The organism is Pseudonocardia sp. ZF1 (genome assembly GCF_056835605.1).
This window is the reverse complement of sequence record NZ_JAJNBY010000001.1, coordinates 1,999,572-2,020,673: the sequence shown is the minus strand read 5'-3', so window position 1 is coordinate 2,020,673 and position 21,102 is coordinate 1,999,572. Positions and strand designations below refer to the sequence as shown.

Genomic DNA, 21,102 nt, shown 5'->3' with positions numbered 1-21,102 from the left:
CCCGGCCACCGGGGCCGGTCGCACCTGCCCGGAGGACCGTCGGGGACCGCACGCTCGGTGGACACACGGCACCCGCCGGACCCGGACCTCCCCTCCGGCGCGAGGCACACACCGAGGGAGCGGACCGTGACCCGTCAGCCGAGGTTCTCCCGACGGCACCTGCTCGGTCTCGCCGCGGCCGCGGGTGTGGCCGGTGGCGTCGCCGCCTGCACGGGCCCGCCGCGACCCGGCCCGGCCGGGCCTGCGGCCGGGCCCCCCTTCGCCGACCCGCCGGAGCGCAGGGCGCGCGGCGGCCTCCTCACGGGCACGCTGACGGCGGGCACCGGGGTCGACCTCGCCGGCGTCGCCGGTGCCGGCCTCGGCTACGACGGGACCTCCCCGGGCCCGACCTTGCGCCTGCGCCCCGGCGACGAGATCGCGCTGCGGCTGCACAACGGACTCGACACCCCGACGAACCTGCACACGCACGGGCTGCGGGTACCGCCGGACCCGGGCGGCGACGACCCGTTCCGCACGGTCGGCCCCGGCGAGACCGCGGACTACCGGATCCGGGTCCCGCGCGACCATCCCGCGGGCACGTTCTGGTACCACCCGCACCACCACGGGACGGTGGCCGACCAGGTGTTCGCCGGTCTCGTCGGGGCGATCGTGGTCGAGGGCGGACCGAACCTGGGCACGGCGGAGGACCACGTCCTCGTCGTGACCGACACGACGGTGGGCGACGACGGCCGGGTCGCCGCGGCCGGTCCGATGGACCGGGTCGCCGGCCGGGAGGGCGAGCTCGTGCTGGTCAACGGGCTGCTGCGGCCGGTGCTGGCCGGGGCCCCGCAGCGCTCGCAGCGGTGGCGGCTGGTCAACGCGACCTGCTCGCGGGTGTTCGACGTGTCGCTGGACGGGCAGGACCTCGTCCACGTCGCGACCGACGGGGTGTTCCTCCCCCGGCCGGTCGCCCGCGACCGGGTACGGCTCGCGCCGGGCAACCGTGCCGACGTCGTCGTGCGCCCCCCGGACGCCCCCGGCGACGTCGACCTGCTCGCCGCGGACGTCGACCGCGGCGGCATGGGAGGGATGGGCGGCACGGGGATGGGTGGCACGGCAGGCACGACCGGCACCGGGCCCGTCGTGCTCGCCACGCTGCGCGTCACGGGGGCCGCGGCCCCGACCCCGCCGCCCCCGGCGGTGCTGTCCGCGCCGGTCGTGCCACCGGGTCCCCCGGACCGGACACGCGTGCTGACCCTGACCGCGCCGATGGGCGGCGGGGGCATGGGCTTCGGGATCGACGGTCGCGGGTTCGACCCGGCCCGTGACGACCTCGTCGTCGCCCCCGGGACCGTGGAGGAGTGGGTGGTCGAGAACCCGGGGACCATGCTGCACCCGCTGCACCTGCACACCTGGCCGATGACGGTGCTCGACGCCGCGGGCTCGGACGGCGCGGTGCGGGACGTCGTGACGGTGCCCGCCGGTGGCCGGGTGGTGCTGCGGGTGGCGTTCACCGGCGCGACCGGCCGGACCGTCCTGCACTGCCACGTCCTGGACCACGAGGACGCCGGGATGATGGCGACGGTCCGGGTCGGGGGCGCCGGGACCCCGTAGCGGGACCTTCGGCCGGGCGCCGACGGTCTTCCGGATCTGCCCGCGGACGCGCACCCCTGCGACGGTCGCCGGGACGGCGCCCCGAGGAGGACCACCCATGCTGCGGCTCATCGACGACCTGCCCGAGGGGACGGTGGGGGTGGCTGCGAGCGGGGTGGTGACCCTCGCCGACCTGGTGGACGGCCTGGCCCCGGTGCTGAACGCCGTCGCCGGTCCGGTGCCGCTGCTGCTGCAGGTCGCCGACACCACCGACACGGCGGTGCCCGGGGCGTCCGCGCCGCGGCGGGTCCCGCGGCTGGCCCGCATCGGGTCCTGCGCCGTGCTGGCCGCGCCGGACACCCACGCGACCGCCCGCCGGATCGCGTCGTCGCTGCGGCCCGTGCGGGTGCGGGTGTTCGCCCCGGAGGAGCGCGCCGCCGCCCTGACCTGGCTGACCGGCGGATCGGCCGGACCGGTCCGCGAGACCGCGCTGCTGCGCGCGTGAGCCCCGTGGCGGGTGACGTGTCCCCGGTCGCGCCACCGCTCCACCCGTGGGCGCAGGACGCGGTCGCGGTCGCGGAGCAGCTGGGGACCGACCCCGACGAGGGGCTCGGCGGGGCAGCGGTCGCCGACCGGGCGGTCGCGGACGCCGACCGGCCCTCCCCCGGGCTGGACCGCAGCCTCGCCGCCTCGGTCCTCGCCCAGCTGCGGGAGACCATGATCCTGGTGCTGCTGGGCGCGGCGGCGCTGAGCGTGGCCGTCGGTGACGCCGGCGACGCGGCCGTCATCGTGCTGGTCGTCGTCCTGAACACGACGGTCGGCGTCGCGCAGGAACGTCGCGCCACCGGGGCCGTGGCGGCGCTGCGGGCGCAGGCCGCACCGCGGGCGACGGTGGTCCGCGACGGGCACCGTCACGAGGTGCCCGCGGCCGAGGTCGTCGTCGGTGACCTGCTCGTCCTGGGCCGGGGCGACGTGGTGGCCGCCGACGCCCGGCTGCTGACGGCCCACGACCTGCAGGTCGACGAGTCCGCGCTGACCGGCGAGTCGCAGCCCTCGGACCGCCGGGCCGCCCCGGCCTGCGCGGAGGACACCCCGGTGGCCGACCGGAGCACCGTGGTGCACGCCGGCACGCTCGTCGTGCGCGGTCACGGGCGGGCGGTGGTCACCGCGGTCGGGCTGCGGACCGAGCTCGGCACGGTGGACGTGCTGCTGCAGCGCCGCCGGCCGCCGCCGACACCGCTCCAGCGCCGGCTCGCCCGGCTCGGCCGGGCTATCTCGCTCGGGGTGGTCGTGGCCTGCGCACTGGTCGGCGTGACGGGCCTGGCCCGGGGCGAGCCGTGGCCGCTGGTCGTGCTGACCGCGCTGAGCCTGGCCGTCGCGGCGATCCCCGAGTCGCTGCCGGCCGTCGTGGCGCTGGCGCTGGCCGGGGCGACCCGCCGGATGGCGCGGCTGGGCGTCATCGTGCGCACGCTGCCCGCGGTGGAGGCGCTGGGGTCGGTGACCGTGCTCGCCGTCGACAAGACCGGGACGCTCACCACCGGACGGATCACCTGCACCGCGGTCTGGCACCCGGGCACCGGTACGACGGAGCTGACCGGCCCGCTGCCGGCGGGACCGGCGCGGGCGGTGCTCGAGGCCGCGGTGCTGGGTGGCGACGCCGAGGAGGGCACGCCGGGGACCGAGGGGGCGGTGGCCCGGGCCGCGGCCGGCGCCGGGCTGGACCTGCGTGCGGTGCGGTCCCGCCGGCCGCGCACGGCGGTGCGCCCGTTCGACGCGCACCGGCGGTGCACCGTCAGCCGCCACGACGGTCCGGACGGCCCGCTGGAGGTCGTCGTCGGGGCCCCCGAGGTCGTGCTGCCCGGACGTGCCGACGCCGCAGCCGTCGTCGACGCCTGGGCACGGGCCGGGGCGCGGGTCCTCGCGGTCCGCGCGGGGCCGCAGGAGACCGGGCTGCTGCGCCTCGACGACCCGGTCCGCGACGACGCCGCGGCCGCGGTCGGCGCGGCCCGCACCGCGGGCGTCCGGACCATGATGATCACCGGTGACCATCCGGCGACGGCCGCCGCGGTGGCCGCGGCCGTCGGTCTGGACACCGGGGAGCGCGACGGGCTGCCCGCCGTCCACGCCCGTGCGGACCCCGGCACGAAGCTGGCGCTCGTCGAGTCGCTGCGCGCGGCCGGCGAGATCGTCGCCATGACCGGCGACGGCGTCAACGACGCCCCGGCGCTGCGGGTCGCCGACGTCGGCGTCGCGATGGGCGAGCGCGGCACGGAGGTGGCCAAGGAGGCCGCCGACGTCGTGCTGGGCGACGACGGGCTGGGCCGGATCGTGGCCGCCGTCGCCGAGGGCCGCCGGGTCGCCGACAACGTGCGCCGCTTCGTCCGCTACGGCCTGGCGGGCGGCCTGGCCGAGCTGCTCGTGATGGTCGCGGGGCCCTTCCTGGCGCTCGGTCTCCCGCTGCTGCCCGCGCAGATCCTGTGGGTGAACCTGGTGACCCACGGGCTGCCGGGGGTCGCGATGGGGTCCGAGGCGGCCGAGGCCGACGTGCTGTCCCGCCCGCCGCAGCCGCCGCGGCAGGGCATCCTCACCCGGCGCACGGTCGTCGAGACCGCGGTGCTCGGCGTCGTCGTCGCCGGCTGCTCGCTGGTGGTGGCGACGACGGCGGCCGCGACCGGACGGCCCTGGCAGACCATGCTGTTCGTGACGCTCGCGCTGAGCCAGCTGGGGCTCGCCCTGACCACCCGGTCGGACAGCACGCCGCTGTGGCGGCTCCCGGTGCGCACCAACCCGTTCCTGTACGTGGCCGCTGCCACGAGCGTGCTCGCGACGCTCGCCGTGGTCTACCTGCCCGGTGCGGACCTGCTGTTCCACACCGTCGCGCTCGGCCCGGCGGAGCTCGCGATCGCGGTCGGCGCGGCGGCGGTGCCGTCGGTGCTGGTCGAGGCCGAGGAGCTGCGGCGGTCCCGCCGGCGGGCTCACCCCGGCCAGGACCAGTCCCGCACCAGCGGGGCGTCCTCCCCCGTCTCGTCGGCGTGAGCGAGGCAGACCGCACGCAGGTCCAGCAGCCGCTGCCGCAGGCCCGTCCGGCGCACGGCGAGCCCGGGGACGCGGTCGAGCGCGTCGACCGCCAGCCCGAAGCGGTCCAGCCCGTCGCGGGCGAGCACCCCGAACGGGGTCGCCGGGCCGCCCCGCCGTCCGCGGCCCGCCACGTGCCAGAGCTCGCGACCGGGGCGCCGGGCCAGCAGGTGGTGGATCAGGGCGGGGCGGCCGTGGAAGGCCAGGACGACCGGGACCCCGGGCGGGAACAGCGCGTCGTGGTCGCACGCGGGCCACCCCTCGGGCCGTTGCGCGGGCGTCGCGAGGCGGCCCGGCTCGACGATGTCGACGACCCGCACCGCGAGCCCGGGCAGGTGCTCGCGCAGCAGCGACGCCGCCGCCACGACCTCGACGGTGGTGGCGGCCCCGCACCCGGCGAGGACGACGTCGGGCAGGGCACCGGGATCGACGGTCCCGGCCCACTCCCAGACCCCGCCGCCGCGGCGCACGTGGGCCGCGGCGGCGTCGGGGTCGAGCCACTGCGGGCCGGGTGCGGTCCCCGCGACGACGACGTTGAGCCCGCTGCCCGGGCCCAGGCACCGGCGGATCACGCACAGCAGGGTGTTCCCGTCCGGGGGCAGGAACAGCCGCGCGCCCCACGGCCCGTCCCCCACCACGTGGTCGGCGAGACCCGGGACCGGCCCGGCGTGCCCGTCCGGGCCGCGTTCCCCGCTGCGGTCGGCCACCAGCACCGTCAGCGCCGCCGGGGACCGCCGCCAGGGCACGGTGTCGATCTCGGCCAGCACGCTCGCGTAGCCGTCGAGCATCGCGTCGACCTCACGGACCTGCTCCTCGGGCAGGACCGCCAGGCCGTGGCGGCCGGACAGCACGTAGCCCTCCAGCCGTCCCTGGCAGACCCGGGCCGAGGCGACGCCCAGGACCCGGTGCCGCTCGGGCGGCCCGGCTCCGTCGGGGCGGTCCTCGTCCAGCGCCCCGCCGAGACGGGCGTCGGCGACCCCGCCGGGGGCGACCACCCGGAACCGGTCCGGGTTGGCCGCGAGCACCTCGCGGACCCAGCCGCCGAGCATCCGGGTCGCCCCGGCGACGGTGACCCCGGGGACCGGCACCGGGCGCTGGTGCGTCCGGACCGTCGGCAGCTCCAGCGGCCGCACGAGGGCGCCGCCGTCGGCCTGCGGGCACGCACTCGGCGGCGGCACGCACCGGCCCGCGGCGGCCGGGACCGGGGCGACCCGCGGCGCGCCGTGGCCGTCGAACAGCTCCTCGGGGCGGTAGCTGCGCAGCCACCCCTCCAGGGCGGCCCGCTGCTCCGGGTCGGTGCGGGCCCGCGGCAGGGGCGTCCCGGACGGAGCCCGGCCCGCCGGGGCCGGGTCCCCGGCCGGCGGCCCGGTCCAGCCCGGCGGGCTGCGCAGCACGACGACCGGCCGCCCGTCGCGGACGGCGGCGGCGCCGCGGGCCGCCCGGGCCCGGGCGTCGGCGATCCGGTCCCACGCCTCGTCGAGCGCGGCGGCCATCGGTGCGTGCGCGTCCGCGGCGGCACCGTCGGGGTCGACGGTCACCTCGAGGGGCGTGTAGCCGCGGCCGCGCAGCAGGCTGCGCAGGTCCTCGGCCGGGAGCCGGGCGAGCAGCCCCGGCGGCGCGCCCTCGATCCGGCTGCCGTCGAGGTGCAGCAGCGGCAGCACGGCGCCGTCGGTGGCCGGATCGGACAGCGTCCCGGCCTGCCACGCGGCGTCCGACGGGTCGCTCTCGGCCTCGCCGTCGCCCACGACGCACGCCACCACGAGCCCGGGGTTGTCGTCCGCGGCGCCCTGGGCGTGGGCGAGCGCCTGCCCCGGGGTGTCGGTGGGGTGCAGCACCCCGGGCGTCGCGGCGGAGGTGGTGACCCGGACGCCGGTGGGGCTGCCGTACCCGCGGACCAGGGCCCGCAGGCCGTCGCCGTCGCGGCGCAGCCCGTGGTCGCGGGCGCCGAGGGTGCCCTCCAGCCAGGCGGCGGCCCGCACCGCGGCGCCGGCGTGCACCGGTCCGGCGACGACCAGCGCCGGTGTCCCGTGCCGGGCGGCGGTGCGGGCGACATGGGCCCAGCAGAACGTGAGGCCCGGGGCCGTGGACCAGTGGCCCCGGGGTTCCGGCCGGACGTGCCCGGGCAGCAGCGGCTCGGCCGGCAGCGGGTTGTCCAGCAGGTGCATCTGCGCGACCACCAGGTAGTTCGCCGTCCGCCACCACCGGTCCACCGCCGTGAGGTCGTCGTCCACCGGCCCGGTCATCGGATCCCCGGCGCCCCGACGACCGCCACCGGGCACCCGGCGTGCCGCAGGACCGCCTGACCGGTGGATCCGAGGAGCGCCCCGGACAGCGCGCCCCGCCCGTGCGTCCCGACGACGACCAGCCGGGCCCGCGGGGACTCCCCGACCAGCGCCCCGGCCGGGTTGTCCAGCAGGACCCGTTCCCGGGCGTCGAGCTCCGGGTACCGGGACCGCCACGGCGCGAGCGCGGTGCGGACCCGGTCGGCCGCCGCGTCCAGGGCGGCGGCCTGCCTGCCGTCGCGGGCGAGCAGCTCCGCGGTGTAGGGGTCCATGTCGTGGTCGAACCAGGCGTGCACCGCGACCAGCGGCGCCCGGTGCGCCAGCGCGTGCTCCACGGCGAAGCCGAGCGCGGGGCCGGTGACGTCGTGCACCCCGACGACGACCGGGCCGCCCGGCTCGCCCGGTGCCCGGTGTACCACGACGGGGCACTGCGCGGTCGCGGCCGCGGCGACCGCGACCGACCCGGCGAGCAGCGTGGCGAACCCGCCGCGACCGCGGCTGCCGAGCACCAGCAGGCCCGCGGTGCCGGACACCTCCCACAGCACCTCGGCCGCGGAGCCGCCCCGCACCTCGGAGCCGACCCGTTCCGGGCCGAGAGTCCGGCGGGCCGGTCCGGCCGCCTGCTCCAGGCACCGTTCGGCGTGCCGGACCATGGCGTCGCGGCCGTACTCCTCGCCGAGATGCGGGAGCCCGACCGGCAGGAACGTCGTCCAGGGCACGGCGGCGACCAGCAGCAGCGGGACCTGCCGGCACGCGGCCTCCTCGGTGGCCCACCGCGCGGCGGCGTAGGACGAGTCCGAGCCGTCGACCGCGGCGACGACGGGCCCCCCGGCCGCCGCGCCGGGGGCCGGCGGCTCCGCACCGGTCATCGTCGCCCACCCTCCCGGCCGACCGGGCGGGCGCCGACGGCGATCAGGACCGCCCCGGCCAGGGCCAGGACACCTCCTGCGACCAGCGCGACGGCCGTCGCGCCCGGACCGGTCGCGCCGGTCACGGAACCGGTACCCGTGGTGTCGACTGCCCCGGCGACACCCCCCGCGAGCCCGAGCAGCAGCGCCCAGGCGCCCACGGTCAGCAGCACCGCACGCCCGGTCGGTGGCGGCGCGAGCGGCGCCGCCGCGGCCCGCTCCGGGGGCGCCTCGGGGCGGGTGAGCAGGGCCTGTCCGCCCCTGCCCTCCGCCGCCCCGGCGGCCGGGGCGGCCGTGGTCCGGTCCGGCCCGTCACCGGGCAACGGTCCGGCCGGGTCCTGCGGGCCCTGGTCGAGCCGCATCGGCGGGTAACTGTCGGTCATCAGCGCCGCGTAGGCGACGACCCGCAGCACCCAGCGGTCGATGCCGGTCACCAGGTCCAGCAGACCGGCCGGGTAGCGCCCGGTGAACAGCAGCAGGACCCCGACGAACAGCACCAGCAGCGACAGCAGCCCACCGCCCTCGGTGCCGAAGGCCCCACCCCCGCCGACACGGCCCACGATCGTGCCGCCTGCGCCGACGAGCAGCGCCAGCACGACGTAGTGCGGCAGCGCCAGCAGCCACCACTTGACCAGCACCAGGCCGCGGGAGAGCTGCTGCGGGTAGGCGATGTCCAGCCGCGCCGGGTCCTCGGGACGGTCGTCGAGCGCGAACCGCGGGTAGCGGTCGGTGCCCAGCCCGCCGTAGCCGTACCAGGTGACCCGCCACCCCCAGCGCAGCACGCCGAGGTTGAACGCGAACAGCGTCCGCGGGTACCGGCCGGTGACCAGGACCGCGAACAGGGCCACCACGGTCAGCACCCAGAACGCGACGCCGAGCACGCCGAGCACCACCAGGTGCGGGACCAGCAGCAACCACTTGACCAACCACAGGCCGCGGGACAGGTGCTCGTCGGTGCGGGCCTGGATCCGCACCGGGGAGTCCTCACCGCGGGCGGGAACGGGCGTCGAAGTCGTCATGGCGCGAGGGTCCGCTCCCACCCGGTCGCCGGTCAGGGCAGCGCGACCCGCCGCGGGTGGGTCCTCGGTCCCGCGATCGTGGTGACCGACGGCGGCGGTTCCCGGGTCGGGGTGGCCCTGCCGCCGGGCCCCGGGCGGTGGGGGGATGGCGGGTGCAGCTCCCGGAGGGGAGCACCGACGGAAGGCCTGCCATGTCCCCCATCGACCCCGGAACGTTGCGCGCCGCCCTCACGCTGGCCGCCCGAGCCCCGTCCGTGCACAACACCCAGCCCTGGCGCTGGCGGTGGGACGACACGGGGATCGAGCTCGAGGCCGATGCGACACGCCGGCTGGGCTCGGCCGACGCCGACGGCCGGGACATGCTGCTGAGCTGCGGCGCCGCGCTGCACCACCTCACGGTGGCGCTCGCCGGCCTGGGCCTGCGGTGCACCGTCACCCGTCTCCCGTACGCCGGGCGCCCGGAGGTGGTGGCCGCCGTGCACGTCACCGGCGGGACGCGCAGCCCCGATCCCGCCGCGGTCGACACCGCGGCGGCGATCCCGGCCCGGCGCACCGACCGGCGACGCTTCACGGACTGGCCGCTCACCGACGCCCAGCTCGACCTCCTGTGCCGGCGGGCGTCCGGCTGCGGCGCCGTGCTGCGCCCGGTCGACGATCCCGGCGCGCGGCGGGCGCTGGCCGACGCCTTCCGGGAGGCCGCGACCACGCACGACGCCACGCCCGGCTACGACCTCGAACTCGGCCTGTGGTCCGGCCGCCGTGCCACCGACGACGGCGTCCCCGCCGCGAACGTGCCGGTGCCGTCGGGGTCCGGTGCGGGTCTGCCGCACCGCCGGTTCGCCGGCGCCGAACTCCCCCCGGCGCCGCACGGGGAGGACGGCGCGACGCTGCTGGTGCTCGGCACGTCCTCCGACGACCGGCTCGCGCGGCTGCGGGCCGGTGAGGCGCTCAGCGCGGTCCTGCTCCAGGCGACGGAGCTCGGGCTCGCCACGTGCCCGCTCACGGAGCCGCTGGAGGTCGCGCGGACCACCGAGGCGGTGGCCGACCGCGTGCTCGGCGGCTCGCTGTCGCCGCAGGTCGTCCTGCGCGTGGGGTGGCCGAGCGTCGCCGCGCCCCCGCCGGCGACCCCCCGCCGGGCGCTCGTCGACCAGGTCGACCGGCGGGGGACGCCCCGTCCCTGACCCCGCGCGCGCCCGACGCCCGCCCCCGGCGGGGCCGGTCGGGCGGCTCAGCCGCTCTCCGCGCCCGACCCGACCGGCTCGGCACCGCGGGTGACCCGTGCCGCCGCCGGAACCACCAGCACCGGGACGTGGGTGCGCCGCAGCACGGCCAGCGCCGTGCTCCCGAGCAGCTCCGTCCGCCAGGTGGACCGCCCCCGGGACCCCACCACGACGACCGACGCCGCCTCCCGGCGGGCCGCCTCGGCCAGGGCGCGGGCGGTCGCGCGCGCCGGGCCGGGTACCGGGTGCGGGGCCGGCACCCGCCGCAGGGTCACCCCACGGCCGTCGCCGTCGAGCGGCGCCGCGCCCCGATCGTCGTCGCCGACGACGACGGCGACCCGGGGCCGTCCGGGGAGCAGCGCCTCGGCCTCGTGCAGCGCCTGCGCCGCCCCCGGCGACCCGTCCCACCCGACGACCACCGGTCCCGTCCGGGCCCGCTCGCGTTCGTCGACGAGCATCGGGAACGGCACGACGAGCACCGGAACGGGACTGTGCTGGACGACGAGGTCGGTCGTGCTGTCCAGCACCGCGGAGACGCCGCTGAGGCCACGGGCCCCGACGAGCACCAGGTCCGCGCCGCTCTCCTGGGCCACGGCCGCGAAGCGCAGGCCGTCGCCGCCGTAGCTGCGTGCCACCCGTGCCGTGGCCGTCCACCCCTCCGCCCGGGCGACGACGCAGCCGAGCCGTGCCACTCGTCCGGCCTCGGCGGCACCCTCCTGCTCGACGAGCTCCATCAGCTCGTCGACGGTGCCGGCCCGGTCGACGAGCCGTCGTCGCAGGACGTCCCCGGCGAAGGGGGGCGTCCACAGGTGCAGCACGGTCGCGTCGGCGCCGGGCAGCAGGTCCGCGGCCACCCCCAGCGCCGCGATCGCGGCGGGCGACCCGTCGAAGCCGACCAGGACGCGGGGGCCGGCCGTCGCCGGGCCCGTCATCCCGCCACCCGCCGGGAGTCCTCGGGACGGACGACGGCCACCGGGCAGGCGGCGTGGTGCACCAGGGACTGGGCGACCGAGCCCAGGACGAGACCAGCGAGACCTCCCCGTCCACGCGCACCGACGACGACCATCCCCGCCTCGGCCGAGGCCCCCTTCAGGGCCGCCGCGGGCGAGCCGTGGGTCACGTGCGTCGTGACCGGTACGTCCGGGTACTTCTCGCGCAGCGGCGCCACCGCCTGCTCCAGCTCCTCTGCCTGCGCGCGGCGCAGCTCCACCGTGTCGAGCAGCACCGCGACCGCCGGATCCATGGCCGGCTCCCCCCAGGCTCGGACGGCGACCAGTGCGGTCCGCCGCTGCGCGGCCGTCTCGACGGCGTAGGCGAGTGCCGCCTCGGAACCGTCCGACCCGTCCACCCCGACGACGACGGGGCCGTCGGCGGCCTCGTTCCCCCGTACGACGACGAGCGGGCAGTGCGCCGACGCGGTCAGCGCGACACCCGTCGACCCCAGCAGCAGACCGCGGAAGCCACCTCGTCCGCGGTTGCCGACCACGACGACCGCGGCGTGCCGCGACTCGTCGGCGAGCACCGCGGCGGGTCTCCCGTCCCGGACGACGGTCCCGACCCGCTCGGGGGGCAGGAGCGGCGCCACCGCCGCGGCCGCCGCCCGGAGGTGGTCCTCGGCCGCCGCGACGGTGGCCGCCCTCAGCTCGGCCCACACCTCGGGTCCGGCGTCGGCGAGCGGCGGCGGGTCCGTACTCACCGCGACCAGGCGCAGGGGGCGTCCGGCCGCGGCCGCGTCCCGGGCCGCCCACCGCACCGCCCTCAGCGCGGACTCCGACCCGTCGACACCGACCACCTCGGGGGACTCGTTCGCATCGTTCATCGGGCTCCCTCCCTCGTCCCCCACGCTGGCCTGCCGCCCGCCGTCCGCGCACCGGCCGAAGGGCCCCCGCGGCCGGGCCGGAGGTCGCGCCCGGCGACGGACGGTCGCGCCGGGCCGGGCCGTCGGGACGCCTGCGGTCCGGGCCACCGCCGACGTCACCGCACCGGTCACCACGGGCCCGGGCCGCCGGGCCCAACGACCCTGCCGCACGGGTCGGCCCCGGTGTCATCGTCGACGGATGCGGAACCACCGCGGTGCCCCGGTCCGGGGTACGGAGGGAGCGGACGGTGGACGGTCGGACCGTGGTCGATCTCGGGGGTGTGCGGCCGTCGCCGGCCCGGCGGTCTCAGCCGTCGGAGGTGTCGAGGGTCGTGTACTCCTCCAGCATCGTCAGCACGACACCGGCGCGGGCGGCGAAGTCCACCAGCAGGGCTTCGTCCGCGTCGTCGAACGGGCGTGGGACGGAGTAGCGCACGAGTGCCGTCCCACCCACCAGCCGTCCGTCGTGCTCCACCGGGACGCCGAGCACCGCCGTGACCGGGAAGCGGTCGAGGAAGCGGGCCTGCTCGTCGGACGCCTCGACGGGAGTCCTTGCGGGGTCGACGCGGTAGCGGACGGCGCGGCGCTCCTCGACGACCGGTCGCCACAGCCCCGACCGGGCGCGAGGGGCCGTCTCCTCCATGATCGCGGTCATGGCCGCGGTCATCCCCGGGTCGGGGTGGTGGGCGGCGACGGGCGACAGCCACTCGCCGTCCGCGGAGAGCCTCCGTAACGTCGCGGCGCTGCCGGCCGCGATCGACAGCCGCTCGGTCATCGCGCCGAGCAGCGTGTGCACGGAACAGTCGACCTCGCGGTCGAGCTGGGCGCGCAGCCACCCCCTCGCCGGGTTCGCCACGTCTCGCCCGGCCGCGCAGGACCTCGTCACACCCCGACCCCCACCGTCGTCTCCGACGACGGACTCGACGTGGGCCGCCGCTTCGTTACCGGTCAGGGCCCGGCGCCCGGCACCGACGGGGCCCGCAGCGGGACCGGTCACCGCAGCCGGGCCCCCGCCGTGCGGGACGTCCAGGTCGCCCCGTCCGCCGAGCTCGGCGTCGCGCTCCTCGAACGGTGCGGGACCGGTGGGCGGGCATCGGACGGGATGCGCCCCGATGCGCCGGGGAGCCGCACACCGGGGCCGTCCCGTCGGCCGTCAGGAGGTCCGCCGGCTCCGGCGGATCTCCGCGACGACGGTGTGGACGCCGGCGTAGCTGCCCTCGGGGAGGTCGGTCAGCCAGAGCCGGAGGCTGCCGCCGACCCCCCAGGCGTCGGCCTGCGCGAGGACGCGCCAGCGTGGCACCGGGAACCGCAGCCCGTCGAGCACCCGGTACAGCGTCCATCCCAGGTGCGCGTCGAGTGTCGCGTCGGCACCGGACACGTCGTCCGTGGTGGTGCCGATCCGTCCCGGCGGGGCCGGGCCGGGGCGCACCACCGCGAGGGGCCGGGTGGCGAGCGGCCGCGGGGTCGGCCGCCGATGCCCGGCGGCGCCGGCTCCGGGGCCCGTGCCGGGGGCCGGGGCGGCCACCGGGACGGCGGGGGCGGACCCCGGCACGGCCGGGCGGCCCCCGGTCACGAGACGCAGGTCCGGGACCTGTCGCCTCCGCGGCGACCGTCGTGGCGGCCCGGTCATGTCACGGACCCGGCCGGTGCGCCCGCCCGACTGCGCCCGGTCGGCGGTCTCCTGTCGTCGTCCGGCATGTCGGTGGCTCCCAGGACAGGTTCCGGCTCCGTGACCGGCACGTCTCGCTCGAGGGTCTCGGGACCGGGCATGCGGATTCGAGGGCCTTCCGGAGCAATGTCGGCGGAGAATCGTCGCGACCGGCTTGCACGGAACACATACCTCACGCCGTGCTGCATTCTCGGAATCCGAGAGAGCCGTTCCCCGGCGCTCGGGGGACCACCGGGGCCGGCCACACTCCCTGAGTGTGGCCGGCCCCGGCCCTCGTCCACCCGCCTGCTCCCCAGCGGCGGGTGGACGGCATCCCCCCGAGGTCTCCATGGTGCTCGCGGGCGGCGGGGAGGCGAAGGGCCGAAGGGCCCGGGCCCGGCGGCGTCGGCCCGGGACCCCGAGAACGCGTCCACCGAGTGCGTCGTCCGCGTCGAGCCGATCAACCCGCGACGGGCGGCCCGGGGCGCCCGGCCGTCCGGCCGCGTGCGTCGGAGCCCCGTCCGGTCACCCACATCAGACCCGTGACGACGACCGCGAGCCAGGCTCCCCCGAGCGTCCAGCTGGTCGCGACGTCGGTGACCCAGTGCACCCCCAGGTATAGCCGGCTGAGGCTGATCACGAGGACCGCGGCGGCGGCGACGGCGCCGACCACGACCCGCCACCCGGTGGACCGCACCGCGCGCCCCAGGACCACCGCGATGATCCCGATGATGACGATCGCGCCGAGGGCGTGGCCGGAGGGCAGCGACAGGTCGGGCTCGACGACCAGCTGGGTCGCCACCGGCGGGCGGGTGCGGCCGTAGAGGTCCTTGAAGGTCGGCACCAGCACCGCCACACCGCCGGTCGCGACGGCGACGGCCAGTGCGTCCCACCAGCGACGCGTCACCAGCAGGACGGCGACGGCCGCCGCCGCGAGCAGCAGCGTCCCGTTCGTACCCCCGTAGCGGCTGACCGCCTCCATCAGCGCCGTCAGGTCCGGGGTGCGGTGGGCGATCATCCAGTCCAGCACCGGCCGGTCGGCCCCGGCGACGATGCGGTTCGGGGCGTCCTCCACCGCGTCGACGACGACGGCCTGCCCGGTGTAGAACGCCACCGCCGCACCCGATCCCCACAGCAACGGGCCGGGGACCCGGACATCGCGACCGATCAGCGGGCCCGACGTCACCAGGCCCGCCCGGTGGGCGAACAGGACGACCGCGACGAGCAGCCATCCGAGTGTCAGGACGAGTCCCGCGGCCTGCTGTGCATCGGCGGTGTTCACCGCGCAACTGTCCCGCGCCGGTGCTGTGGCGGCGCTGAGAACGCCGGCGCAGGACGTACCGGGACACCGGTGCGACCGTCCCGGGCTCACGGCTGCGTCTGGTACTCCCGCGCGACGTCGACCAGCATCTGGTGCATCGCCAGCTCCGCCGGCGCCCGCAGCCGGTCCGGCCGGTGCGCCAGCAGCACCCGCCGCGACGGCGCCTCCCGTCCGAGGCCGAGCACCCGCACGTCGGGACGGGGTGCGCTGACCGCCGTCCGCGGGGCCAGCGCCACCCCGACGCCGACGCTGACCATCGCCTGCGCCTCCTGGTAGTCGTTCGCCTCGAAGGCGATGCGCGGGGAGAACCCGGCGGCCCGACAGCTGCGTTCCAGTACCTCGGCCACCGGGTGGTCGTGGGCGCGGACGATCCAGTCCTCGTCGGCCAGCTCGGCCATGGTGACGCTGCGACGGCGGGCGAGGCGGTGGTCGTCGGCGACGACGAGGACGGTCGGGTCGTCGAGCAGCGGGGTGAGCGAGAACTGCGCCGGGTCGACCCGGTCCCAGGCGTAGTCCCAGAGCAGCGAGATCCCGACCCGGCCGCTCTCCAGCATCGCGATCAGCTCGTCGTGGCGGGCGCTGCGGACGTCGAGCCGGATGTCGGGGTACTGGCGGCGGAAGCGGCTGACGACCCGCGGCATCAGCGCGCTCGCGATCGTCGGGAACGTACCGATCGCGAGCGTCCCGCGGCGCAGCCCGGCCAGCTCGGCGAGGTCCGCCTCGGCGGCCTCGAGGCGGCGCAGCACGTGCCGGGCGTGCCCGGCGAGCACCGCGCCGGCCTCGGTGGGGAGCACCCCGCGGGCCTGGCGCTGCAGCAGCGGCTGGCCGGCCTCCTTCTCCAGCCGGCGCAGCTGCTGGGACACCGCCGACGGTGAGTAGCCGAGCTGTTCGGCGGCCGCGGTCATGGAGCCGGAGTCGAGCACCGCGGCGAGCAGTGCGAGCCGTCGGACGTCGAGCACGGGGGCCTCCGGGGGCCGGTCGGCCGCGCGAAGCGACCGATGACGAGGGGTCTGTGAATCAGCGTTCTGCTGGGGGTCGTGCAGTTCTGCTTCACGCTGATGAACTGCACAATCACGAGGTCGTGCCAGTCCTTCGCTCCGCTCCGGCATTCGCGATCCTGAAGCAGAACTTCACGAGGGTGCCACAACTCGTGATTGTGCTGCACGTCGGTCGGCGTCACCGTCGACGACGTCGCCGACCCCCGGCGGCCGCGCCGCAACCCCGGGAGCAGCCATGCGAGACATCTCCGCCACGTGGATGCGCGGTGGGACCAGCAAGTGCTGGGTCTTCGACGCCGACGACCTCCGGGTCGACGGCCGCACCGCCGACGAGGTGCTGCTCCGGCTCTACGGCAGCCCGGACCCGCGCCAGATCGACGGCGTCGGCGGCGCGACGTCCACCACCAGCAAGGCCGTCGTCCTCTCCCGAAGCACCCGCCCCGGCGCGGACGTCGACTACACCTTCGCCCAGGTCGGCATCGCCGACGGCCGGGTCGACCGGACCAGCAACTGCGGGAACTGCTCCGCGGTCGTCGGGCCGTGGGCGCTGCGCCGCGGGTGGGTCGTCCCCACCGGGGACGTCACCGAGGTCCGCGTGCACAACACCAACACCGGCCAGCTGATCGTGCTGGAGGTGCCGACCCCCGGCGGGCGCGTCGTCGAGGAGGGCCACGAGCACATCCCCGGGGTCCCGACCCCCGGCGTCGGCATCCGCATGTGGTTCGTCGACCCGGCCGGTCGCACGACCGGGTCGCTGCTGCCCAGCGGGAACCCGGCCGACGTCGTGCACGGCGTGCCGGTCACCCTCGTCGACGCCGGCGCCCCGGTCGTCGTCGTCCCGGCGGCGGCCGTCGGGATCACCGGGCACGAGTCGCCCGCCGAGATCGACGCCGTGCCGGGCCTGCTGGACCGGCTGGACGTGCTCCGCCGGGCCGCGGCCGTCCGCATGGGCCTGGCGGACACCCCGCGCGACGCCGCCCGCGCCGTCCCCAAGCTGGCGCTGGTCGCGGAGGGCGCGCCGGGCCGCTCCGACGTGGCCGTCCGCATGCTGTCGATGGGGCGCACCCACCCGGCACTCGCCGTGACCGGCAGCATCGCGCTCACCCTTGCGGCCCGCACCGCCGGTACCGTCCTGCACGACCTCGTCGCGACGGAGCGGGAGGACCTGCTGATCGACACCCCGGCCGGCGTGATCGCCACCGTGCACGGCAGCCGTGACGGTCTGCCCGCGGTCGCGGTCCGCCGCACCGCGCGCCGGATCGCGGACGCGCTCCTGGCCCTGCCGGAGCCCGCGACCGCCGCCACCGTCCCGACCGCCGTGGTGCACGCCGCCTGACACCGCCCCGGGACCGGCACCACCGGCCGGATCCCGCCCACACCCGGACCGCTCCGAGTCACGAAGGACAACGATGTCACCCCAAATCCTCTCCGTCCTGGTCCTGGCCGGCATGTTCGTCGTCGCGACGATGCTGCCGATCAACATCGGGATCCTCGCCTTCGTCGCCTCGTTCGTGGTCGGGACGTTCGCCCTCGGCCTCGACGAGAAGGAGATCTTCGAGGGCTTCCCGGTCTCGCTGTTCATCACCGTCGTCGGCGTCACGTACCTGTTCTCCGTGGCGAAGCTGAACGGCACCATCGACCTGCTCGTCGACGCCGGGATCCGCCTGGTGCGGGGCCGCGCGATCCTGGTGCCCTGGGTGCTGTTCGCCGTCGCCGCGGTGCTCACCGCGCTCGGCACCTTCACCCCGGCCGCCGTCGCGCTGCTCGTCCCGGTCGGCATGAACTTCGCGTTCAAGTACCGCATCAGCCCCCTGATGATCGGCATGATGGTCATCTGCGGCGCGCACGCCGGGGCCTTCTCCCCGATGGCCGTCTCCGGGGCGCTGGTCTTCGGGATCGTCGCCGACTCCGGCCTCGCCGTGTCCCAGGCCGTGCTGTTCTTCGCCAGCCTCGCGTTCAACGCCCTGCTCGGCGGCATCACCTACCTGCTGCTGCGCCGTCGTGGCGAGGAGAGCTTCGTCGAGCGGCCCGAGACCGCCGACGACGACGAGCTGCCCACCGGGGGCGGCGGTGTGGCGACGATGGTCCGCACGCAGCCCCGCGTCGTGACCTGGCAGCAGCGCGCCACGCTCGTCGCGCTGGTCGGCCTCGTCGTCGGCGCCCTGGCCTTCCACCTGCAGATCGGGTTCCTGGCCCTGGCCGCCGGTGCCGTCCTGGCCCTGATGGACCGCGACAACCTCGGCAGGGCGATCGACGGCATCAGCTGGCCGACGATCCTGCTGGTCGCGGGCATGGTCACCTACGTCGGTGTGCTGGAGCACGCGGGGACGATCGAGTGGGTGTCCGAGGGCGCCGTGCACCTGGGCGCCCCGCTGCTGGTGGCCCTGGTCCTGTGCCTGGTCGTCGGCATCACCTCCGCTTTCGCGTCCTCGACGGCGATCCTGACCGCGGTGATCCCGATGGCGATCCCGCTGCTGCTGACCGGTTCGCTGCCCGCGGCGGGCGTGATCGCGGCGATGGCCATCTCCACCACGATCGTCGACGTGTCGCCGTTCTCCACCAACGGTGCCCTGGTGCTGGCCAACGCCCGGGGTGTCGACCGCACCCGCTTCTACCGCCAGGTCATCACCTACACCTGTGGGATCGTGGCCCTCGGCCCGCTCGCCGCGTGGGCGGTCCTGGTCCTGCCCGGGGCGTTCTGACCCCGCCGGTCAGGACCCCGACGACGTCGGGGAGGGACCCCACCCACGCGACCGGGGCGTCCCCGACCGACCTCCGTGTGCCGGTGCCCGCTCCCCGCGGGTGCCGGCACACGGCCGTCCCGGGTCGGGGCCCGGGTCGGTCCGCCGAGGTCGGCGGTCAGCTCGGTGAGCAGGGCTCGGACCCGTGGGTCGATGTCGTCGCGGACGGGGCGGGCCTGCTCGGCGGTACGGCCCGCGGAGTCGTCGAGCTGCCGGTCGGGGTGACGCGTGCCGGGGGAAGACCGGGCAGGCGTCGCCGCAGCCCGTGGTGATCACGACGTACGGGGCCTGGACGACGTCGGCGGTGAGGAGCTCGGGGAAGGCGTGGTACCGGTCGATACCGATCTCTGCCATGACCTCGCGGACGGCGGGGTCGATCGGGTCGGCCGGTACGGATCCGGACGGACCCTCCGATTCGGGAGGTGCACCCGTCGCGGCACCGCCATCAGCCGTGGTGGTCCGCGGACCCTCCCCCGATGGAGGCGACGGCCAGATCGACGGTCGGATACCAGGTGAGCGCACCCAGCCGCCGTCGCGCGGCGGGAGACAGGGACCACAGATCGACGGCCCCGCCCATCACGAAGTCGATCCGACGACGGGAACAGGCGTACTGGGCGTGCGCGAGCGCCTCGGGCCCACCTCGGCTGATCGTGTCCACCGCCGAGATGTCGACGACGACGGCGTCGAGCCGTCGGTGGCCGCCGCGGGCCATCTCGATCTGCGCGTCGAGCAGGCGCAGCAACCGGGCACCACCTGCCGCGTCGAGACGACCCGAGGTACGGATCACGGCCGTGCCGTCGACCGGCCGGTCCACCGACGGACGCCCGGCGGGCGGCGGGGGTGGGTGGTGACCGTCGGCGGTCGCAGGACCACGAGTGTGCATGATCGGCCCCCAGCGCGGGTTCGGGCGCACGGTGCGCGCCCGGCGGACGGCGAGCTGTCTCTCAACCCGTGGTCGTGCGTCTACCCGGACGACGGCTCCCCACACATGCCCGGTGCGCGCGTCCTCGCGCTCACCGGGAGGCTGCTCGGAGCCGCGGGCTCGGCGATCGCCGTTCGGCCCGGGACATCCACCACCGACGACACCGGAGCCTCGGAATGCTCGTCCCCTGCCGACCCGAGCCGATCCTCGACACCACCCGCTCGGCCCGGCCCGGCCGGATGACCGGCCGGCGACGCGCTGTCCAGGACACCTCGACCCCCGTCCACCGGGTGCGCGCGGACAGCTCGGTCAGGAGGACCGCGGGTCCGAGGTAGGGACGCCGACTCAGGCCGCGGACGTGCGGAGGTCCTCCCGCTCCACCAGCCAGGCCACCGCGACTCCGACGACCAGGCCCCAGAACGGACCACCGATGTTCAGCACCGTGACGCCGGACGCGGTCACCACGAAGGTGACCAGCGCGCTGAGTGTGAAGCGCTGCCCGAAGGCCGCGACGAAGGCCGCCTGCAGCACCTTGAGCATCGCCAGCCCACCCAGGGTGGCGACGAAGGCAGGTGGCGCCGCGAGCATCAGGTTCGTGAACAGCGGGGCCAGCGCGCCGAAGGCCATCGCCAACACACCGCAGGTGATACCGGCCGTGTACTGCCGCTGACGGGAACCGGACACGGTCAGCAGGGCGTTCGTCGGTCCGGTGAGGCAGGTCGAGACCGCGCCGACGGCCGCCGCCAGCGCCGACCACATCCCGCACAGGGCCGTCGCGACGTTGACCGGGACGTCGTGCCCCGCGGCGCGCAGTACCGCCACGCCCTGCCCGTTCTGCACCACGACGACGGTGACGGCCAGCGGGACGACGAGTTCGAGCACGGCCTGCCACGACCAGGCCGGGGCCACCAGGACGGGAGCGGCGAGCCATCCCGCGTCGCCGGGCGCATAGCGGAACGACCCGGTGACCGCGACGGCGAGCACCCCGACAGCCAGAGCTCCGACGACGGGTGGAACCCGCCGTGCGGCCGGAGCCCAGGCCGTGAGCAGAAGGAACACCACGACCATCGGCGCGGCGATCGCCACGTCCCCGGTGACCGCCCGGGCGAGACCGGTGCCGAACCCCAGGAACACCCCGGCGACCATGCCCATGACGATGGGCATCGGGATCACCGCCATCGCGACCCGGATCCAGCCGCTCAGACCGAGCACCAGGACGACCCCGGCCGTCACCAGGTAGGCGCCGACGACCTCCGCCCACGAGAGGTGCCCGAGAGCCGGGCCGATCAGCACGCTGCCGGGGATGGTCCACAGGAACGCCAGCGGCTGCCGATACACCCAGCTGGCGACGACGGTCAGTACGCCGTTGAGGAAGAAGACCCCGAAGATCCACGACGCGATCTGGCCCTGGTCGAGGCCGCCCTGCGTGCCGACGGCCAGGATGACCGCCACGGGGCCCGTCGCCGCGAAGATCAGCCCGATCAGGCCGTTCGCCAGGTACTGCGGACCGAGGTCCCGGAACACCCTTCCAGGACGTG

General features: G+C 76.9%; 17 protein-coding genes and 1 pseudogene. 6 read left to right on the top strand and 12 right to left on the bottom strand.

What is annotated here, in order from left to right; all coding sequences use genetic code 11:
- Window positions 1–126: 126 nt before the first annotated feature.
- From ZF1_RS10010 to ZF1_RS10000, 3 genes are all read left to right on the top strand, one after another.
- Window positions 127–1,593 (top strand): multicopper oxidase family protein, encoded by a 1,467-nt coding sequence (locus ZF1_RS10010; RefSeq protein ID WP_482637089.1) that lies wholly within the window; start codon window positions 127–129, stop codon window positions 1,591–1,593.
- Between the two features lie 97 nt (window positions 1,594–1,690).
- Window positions 1,691–2,077, top strand: a complete 387-nt coding sequence (locus tag ZF1_RS10005) for a SpoIIAA family protein (RefSeq protein WP_482637088.1) — start codon at window positions 1,691–1,693, stop codon at window positions 2,075–2,077.
- Window positions 2,074–4,608, top strand: coding sequence for a cation-translocating P-type ATPase (locus ZF1_RS10000; RefSeq protein WP_482637087.1), 2,535 nt, complete (start codon window positions 2,074–2,076; stop codon window positions 4,606–4,608). Before ZF1_RS10005 ends, ZF1_RS10000 begins: the two co-directional genes overlap by 4 nt.
- Here the strand turns inward: ZF1_RS10000 and ZF1_RS09995 are convergent.
- The 3 genes from ZF1_RS09995 to ZF1_RS09985 are packed head-to-tail and all read right to left on the bottom strand — an operon-like array spanning window position 4,548 to window position 8,856.
- On the bottom strand, window positions 4,548–6,878 hold the full coding sequence (locus tag ZF1_RS09995; protein ID WP_482637086.1) for a phosphoketolase family protein: 2,331 nt from the start codon (window positions 6,876–6,878) through the stop codon (window positions 4,548–4,550). The genes ZF1_RS10000 and ZF1_RS09995 overlap by 61 nt on opposite strands.
- A gap of 8 nt (window positions 6,879–6,886) precedes the next feature.
- Window positions 6,887–7,798: a universal stress protein gene (locus tag ZF1_RS09990; protein ID WP_482637085.1), complete on the bottom strand. Its 912-nt coding sequence runs from the start codon at window positions 7,796–7,798 to the stop codon at window positions 6,887–6,889.
- On the bottom strand, window positions 7,795–8,856 hold the full coding sequence (locus tag ZF1_RS09985) for a DUF4389 domain-containing protein (RefSeq protein WP_482637084.1): 1,062 nt from the start codon (window positions 8,854–8,856) through the stop codon (window positions 7,795–7,797). Before ZF1_RS09985 ends, ZF1_RS09990 begins: the two co-directional genes overlap by 4 nt.
- A 191-nt stretch (window positions 8,857–9,047) precedes the next feature.
- Here ZF1_RS09985 and ZF1_RS09980 point away from each other — a divergent pair, with 191 nt between their 5' ends.
- Entirely contained in the window at window positions 9,048–10,037 is a 990-nt protein-coding gene (locus ZF1_RS09980) for an Acg family FMN-binding oxidoreductase (RefSeq protein WP_357546366.1), read from the top strand.
- A gap of 47 nt (window positions 10,038–10,084) precedes the next feature.
- Here the strand turns inward: ZF1_RS09980 and ZF1_RS09975 are convergent, their stop codons facing one another.
- The 6 genes from ZF1_RS09975 to ZF1_RS09950 form a co-directional block, all read right to left on the bottom strand.
- A complete protein-coding gene (locus ZF1_RS09975; RefSeq protein WP_482637083.1) occupies window positions 10,085–11,008 on the bottom strand; it encodes a universal stress protein in 924 nt (307 codons plus the stop codon).
- Window positions 11,005–11,895, bottom strand: coding sequence for a universal stress protein (locus tag ZF1_RS09970; RefSeq protein WP_482637082.1), 891 nt, complete (start codon window positions 11,893–11,895; stop codon window positions 11,005–11,007). Before ZF1_RS09970 ends, ZF1_RS09975 begins: the two co-directional genes overlap by 4 nt.
- A gap of 346 nt (window positions 11,896–12,241) precedes the next feature.
- Window positions 12,242–12,820, bottom strand: coding sequence for a GAF domain-containing protein (locus tag ZF1_RS09965; RefSeq protein ID WP_482637081.1), 579 nt, complete (start codon window positions 12,818–12,820; stop codon window positions 12,242–12,244).
- 267 nt (window positions 12,821–13,087) lie between these two features.
- Window positions 13,088–13,507 (bottom strand): hypothetical protein, encoded by a 420-nt coding sequence (locus ZF1_RS09960; RefSeq protein WP_482637080.1) that lies wholly within the window; start codon window positions 13,505–13,507, stop codon window positions 13,088–13,090.
- A gap of 535 nt (window positions 13,508–14,042) precedes the next feature.
- Window positions 14,043–14,864, bottom strand: coding sequence for a phosphatase PAP2 family protein (locus ZF1_RS09955; RefSeq protein WP_482637079.1), 822 nt, complete (start codon window positions 14,862–14,864; stop codon window positions 14,043–14,045).
- 86 nt (window positions 14,865–14,950) lie between these two features.
- Window positions 14,951–15,862 carry a LysR family transcriptional regulator gene (locus tag ZF1_RS09950; protein ID WP_073574019.1) on the bottom strand — a complete coding sequence of 304 codons (912 nt, stop codon included), beginning with the start codon at window positions 15,860–15,862 and terminating at the stop codon, window positions 14,951–14,953.
- Window positions 15,863–16,136: 274 nt separating this feature from the next.
- Between ZF1_RS09950 and ZF1_RS09945 the strand changes: the two genes are divergently transcribed.
- Together ZF1_RS09945 and ZF1_RS09940 are read left to right on the top strand one after the other, a co-directional pair.
- Window positions 16,137–17,237, top strand: a complete 1,101-nt coding sequence (locus ZF1_RS09945; RefSeq protein ID WP_482637078.1) for a PrpF domain-containing protein — start codon at window positions 16,137–16,139, stop codon at window positions 17,235–17,237.
- A 73-nt stretch (window positions 17,238–17,310) separates the two neighbouring features.
- Entirely contained in the window at window positions 17,311–18,603 is a 1,293-nt protein-coding gene (locus ZF1_RS09940; RefSeq protein WP_482637077.1) for an SLC13 family permease, read from the top strand.
- A gap of 158 nt (window positions 18,604–18,761) precedes the next feature.
- On the opposite strand, the pseudogene ZF1_RS09935 reads toward ZF1_RS09940, so the two are convergent.
- From ZF1_RS09935 to ZF1_RS09925, 3 genes and pseudogenes are all read right to left on the bottom strand, one after another.
- Window positions 18,762–19,044: pseudogene (locus tag ZF1_RS09935) on the bottom strand (low molecular weight phosphatase family protein); the annotation flags it as partial.
- A gap of 43 nt (window positions 19,045–19,087) precedes the next feature.
- A complete protein-coding gene (locus tag ZF1_RS09930) occupies window positions 19,088–19,456 on the bottom strand; it encodes an STAS domain-containing protein (protein WP_482637076.1) in 369 nt (122 codons plus the stop codon).
- A gap of 453 nt (window positions 19,457–19,909) precedes the next feature.
- A complete protein-coding gene (locus ZF1_RS09925; protein ID WP_482637075.1) occupies window positions 19,910–21,088 on the bottom strand; it encodes a benzoate/H(+) symporter BenE family transporter in 1,179 nt (392 codons plus the stop codon).
- Between the last annotated feature and the right edge of the window lie 14 nt (window positions 21,089–21,102).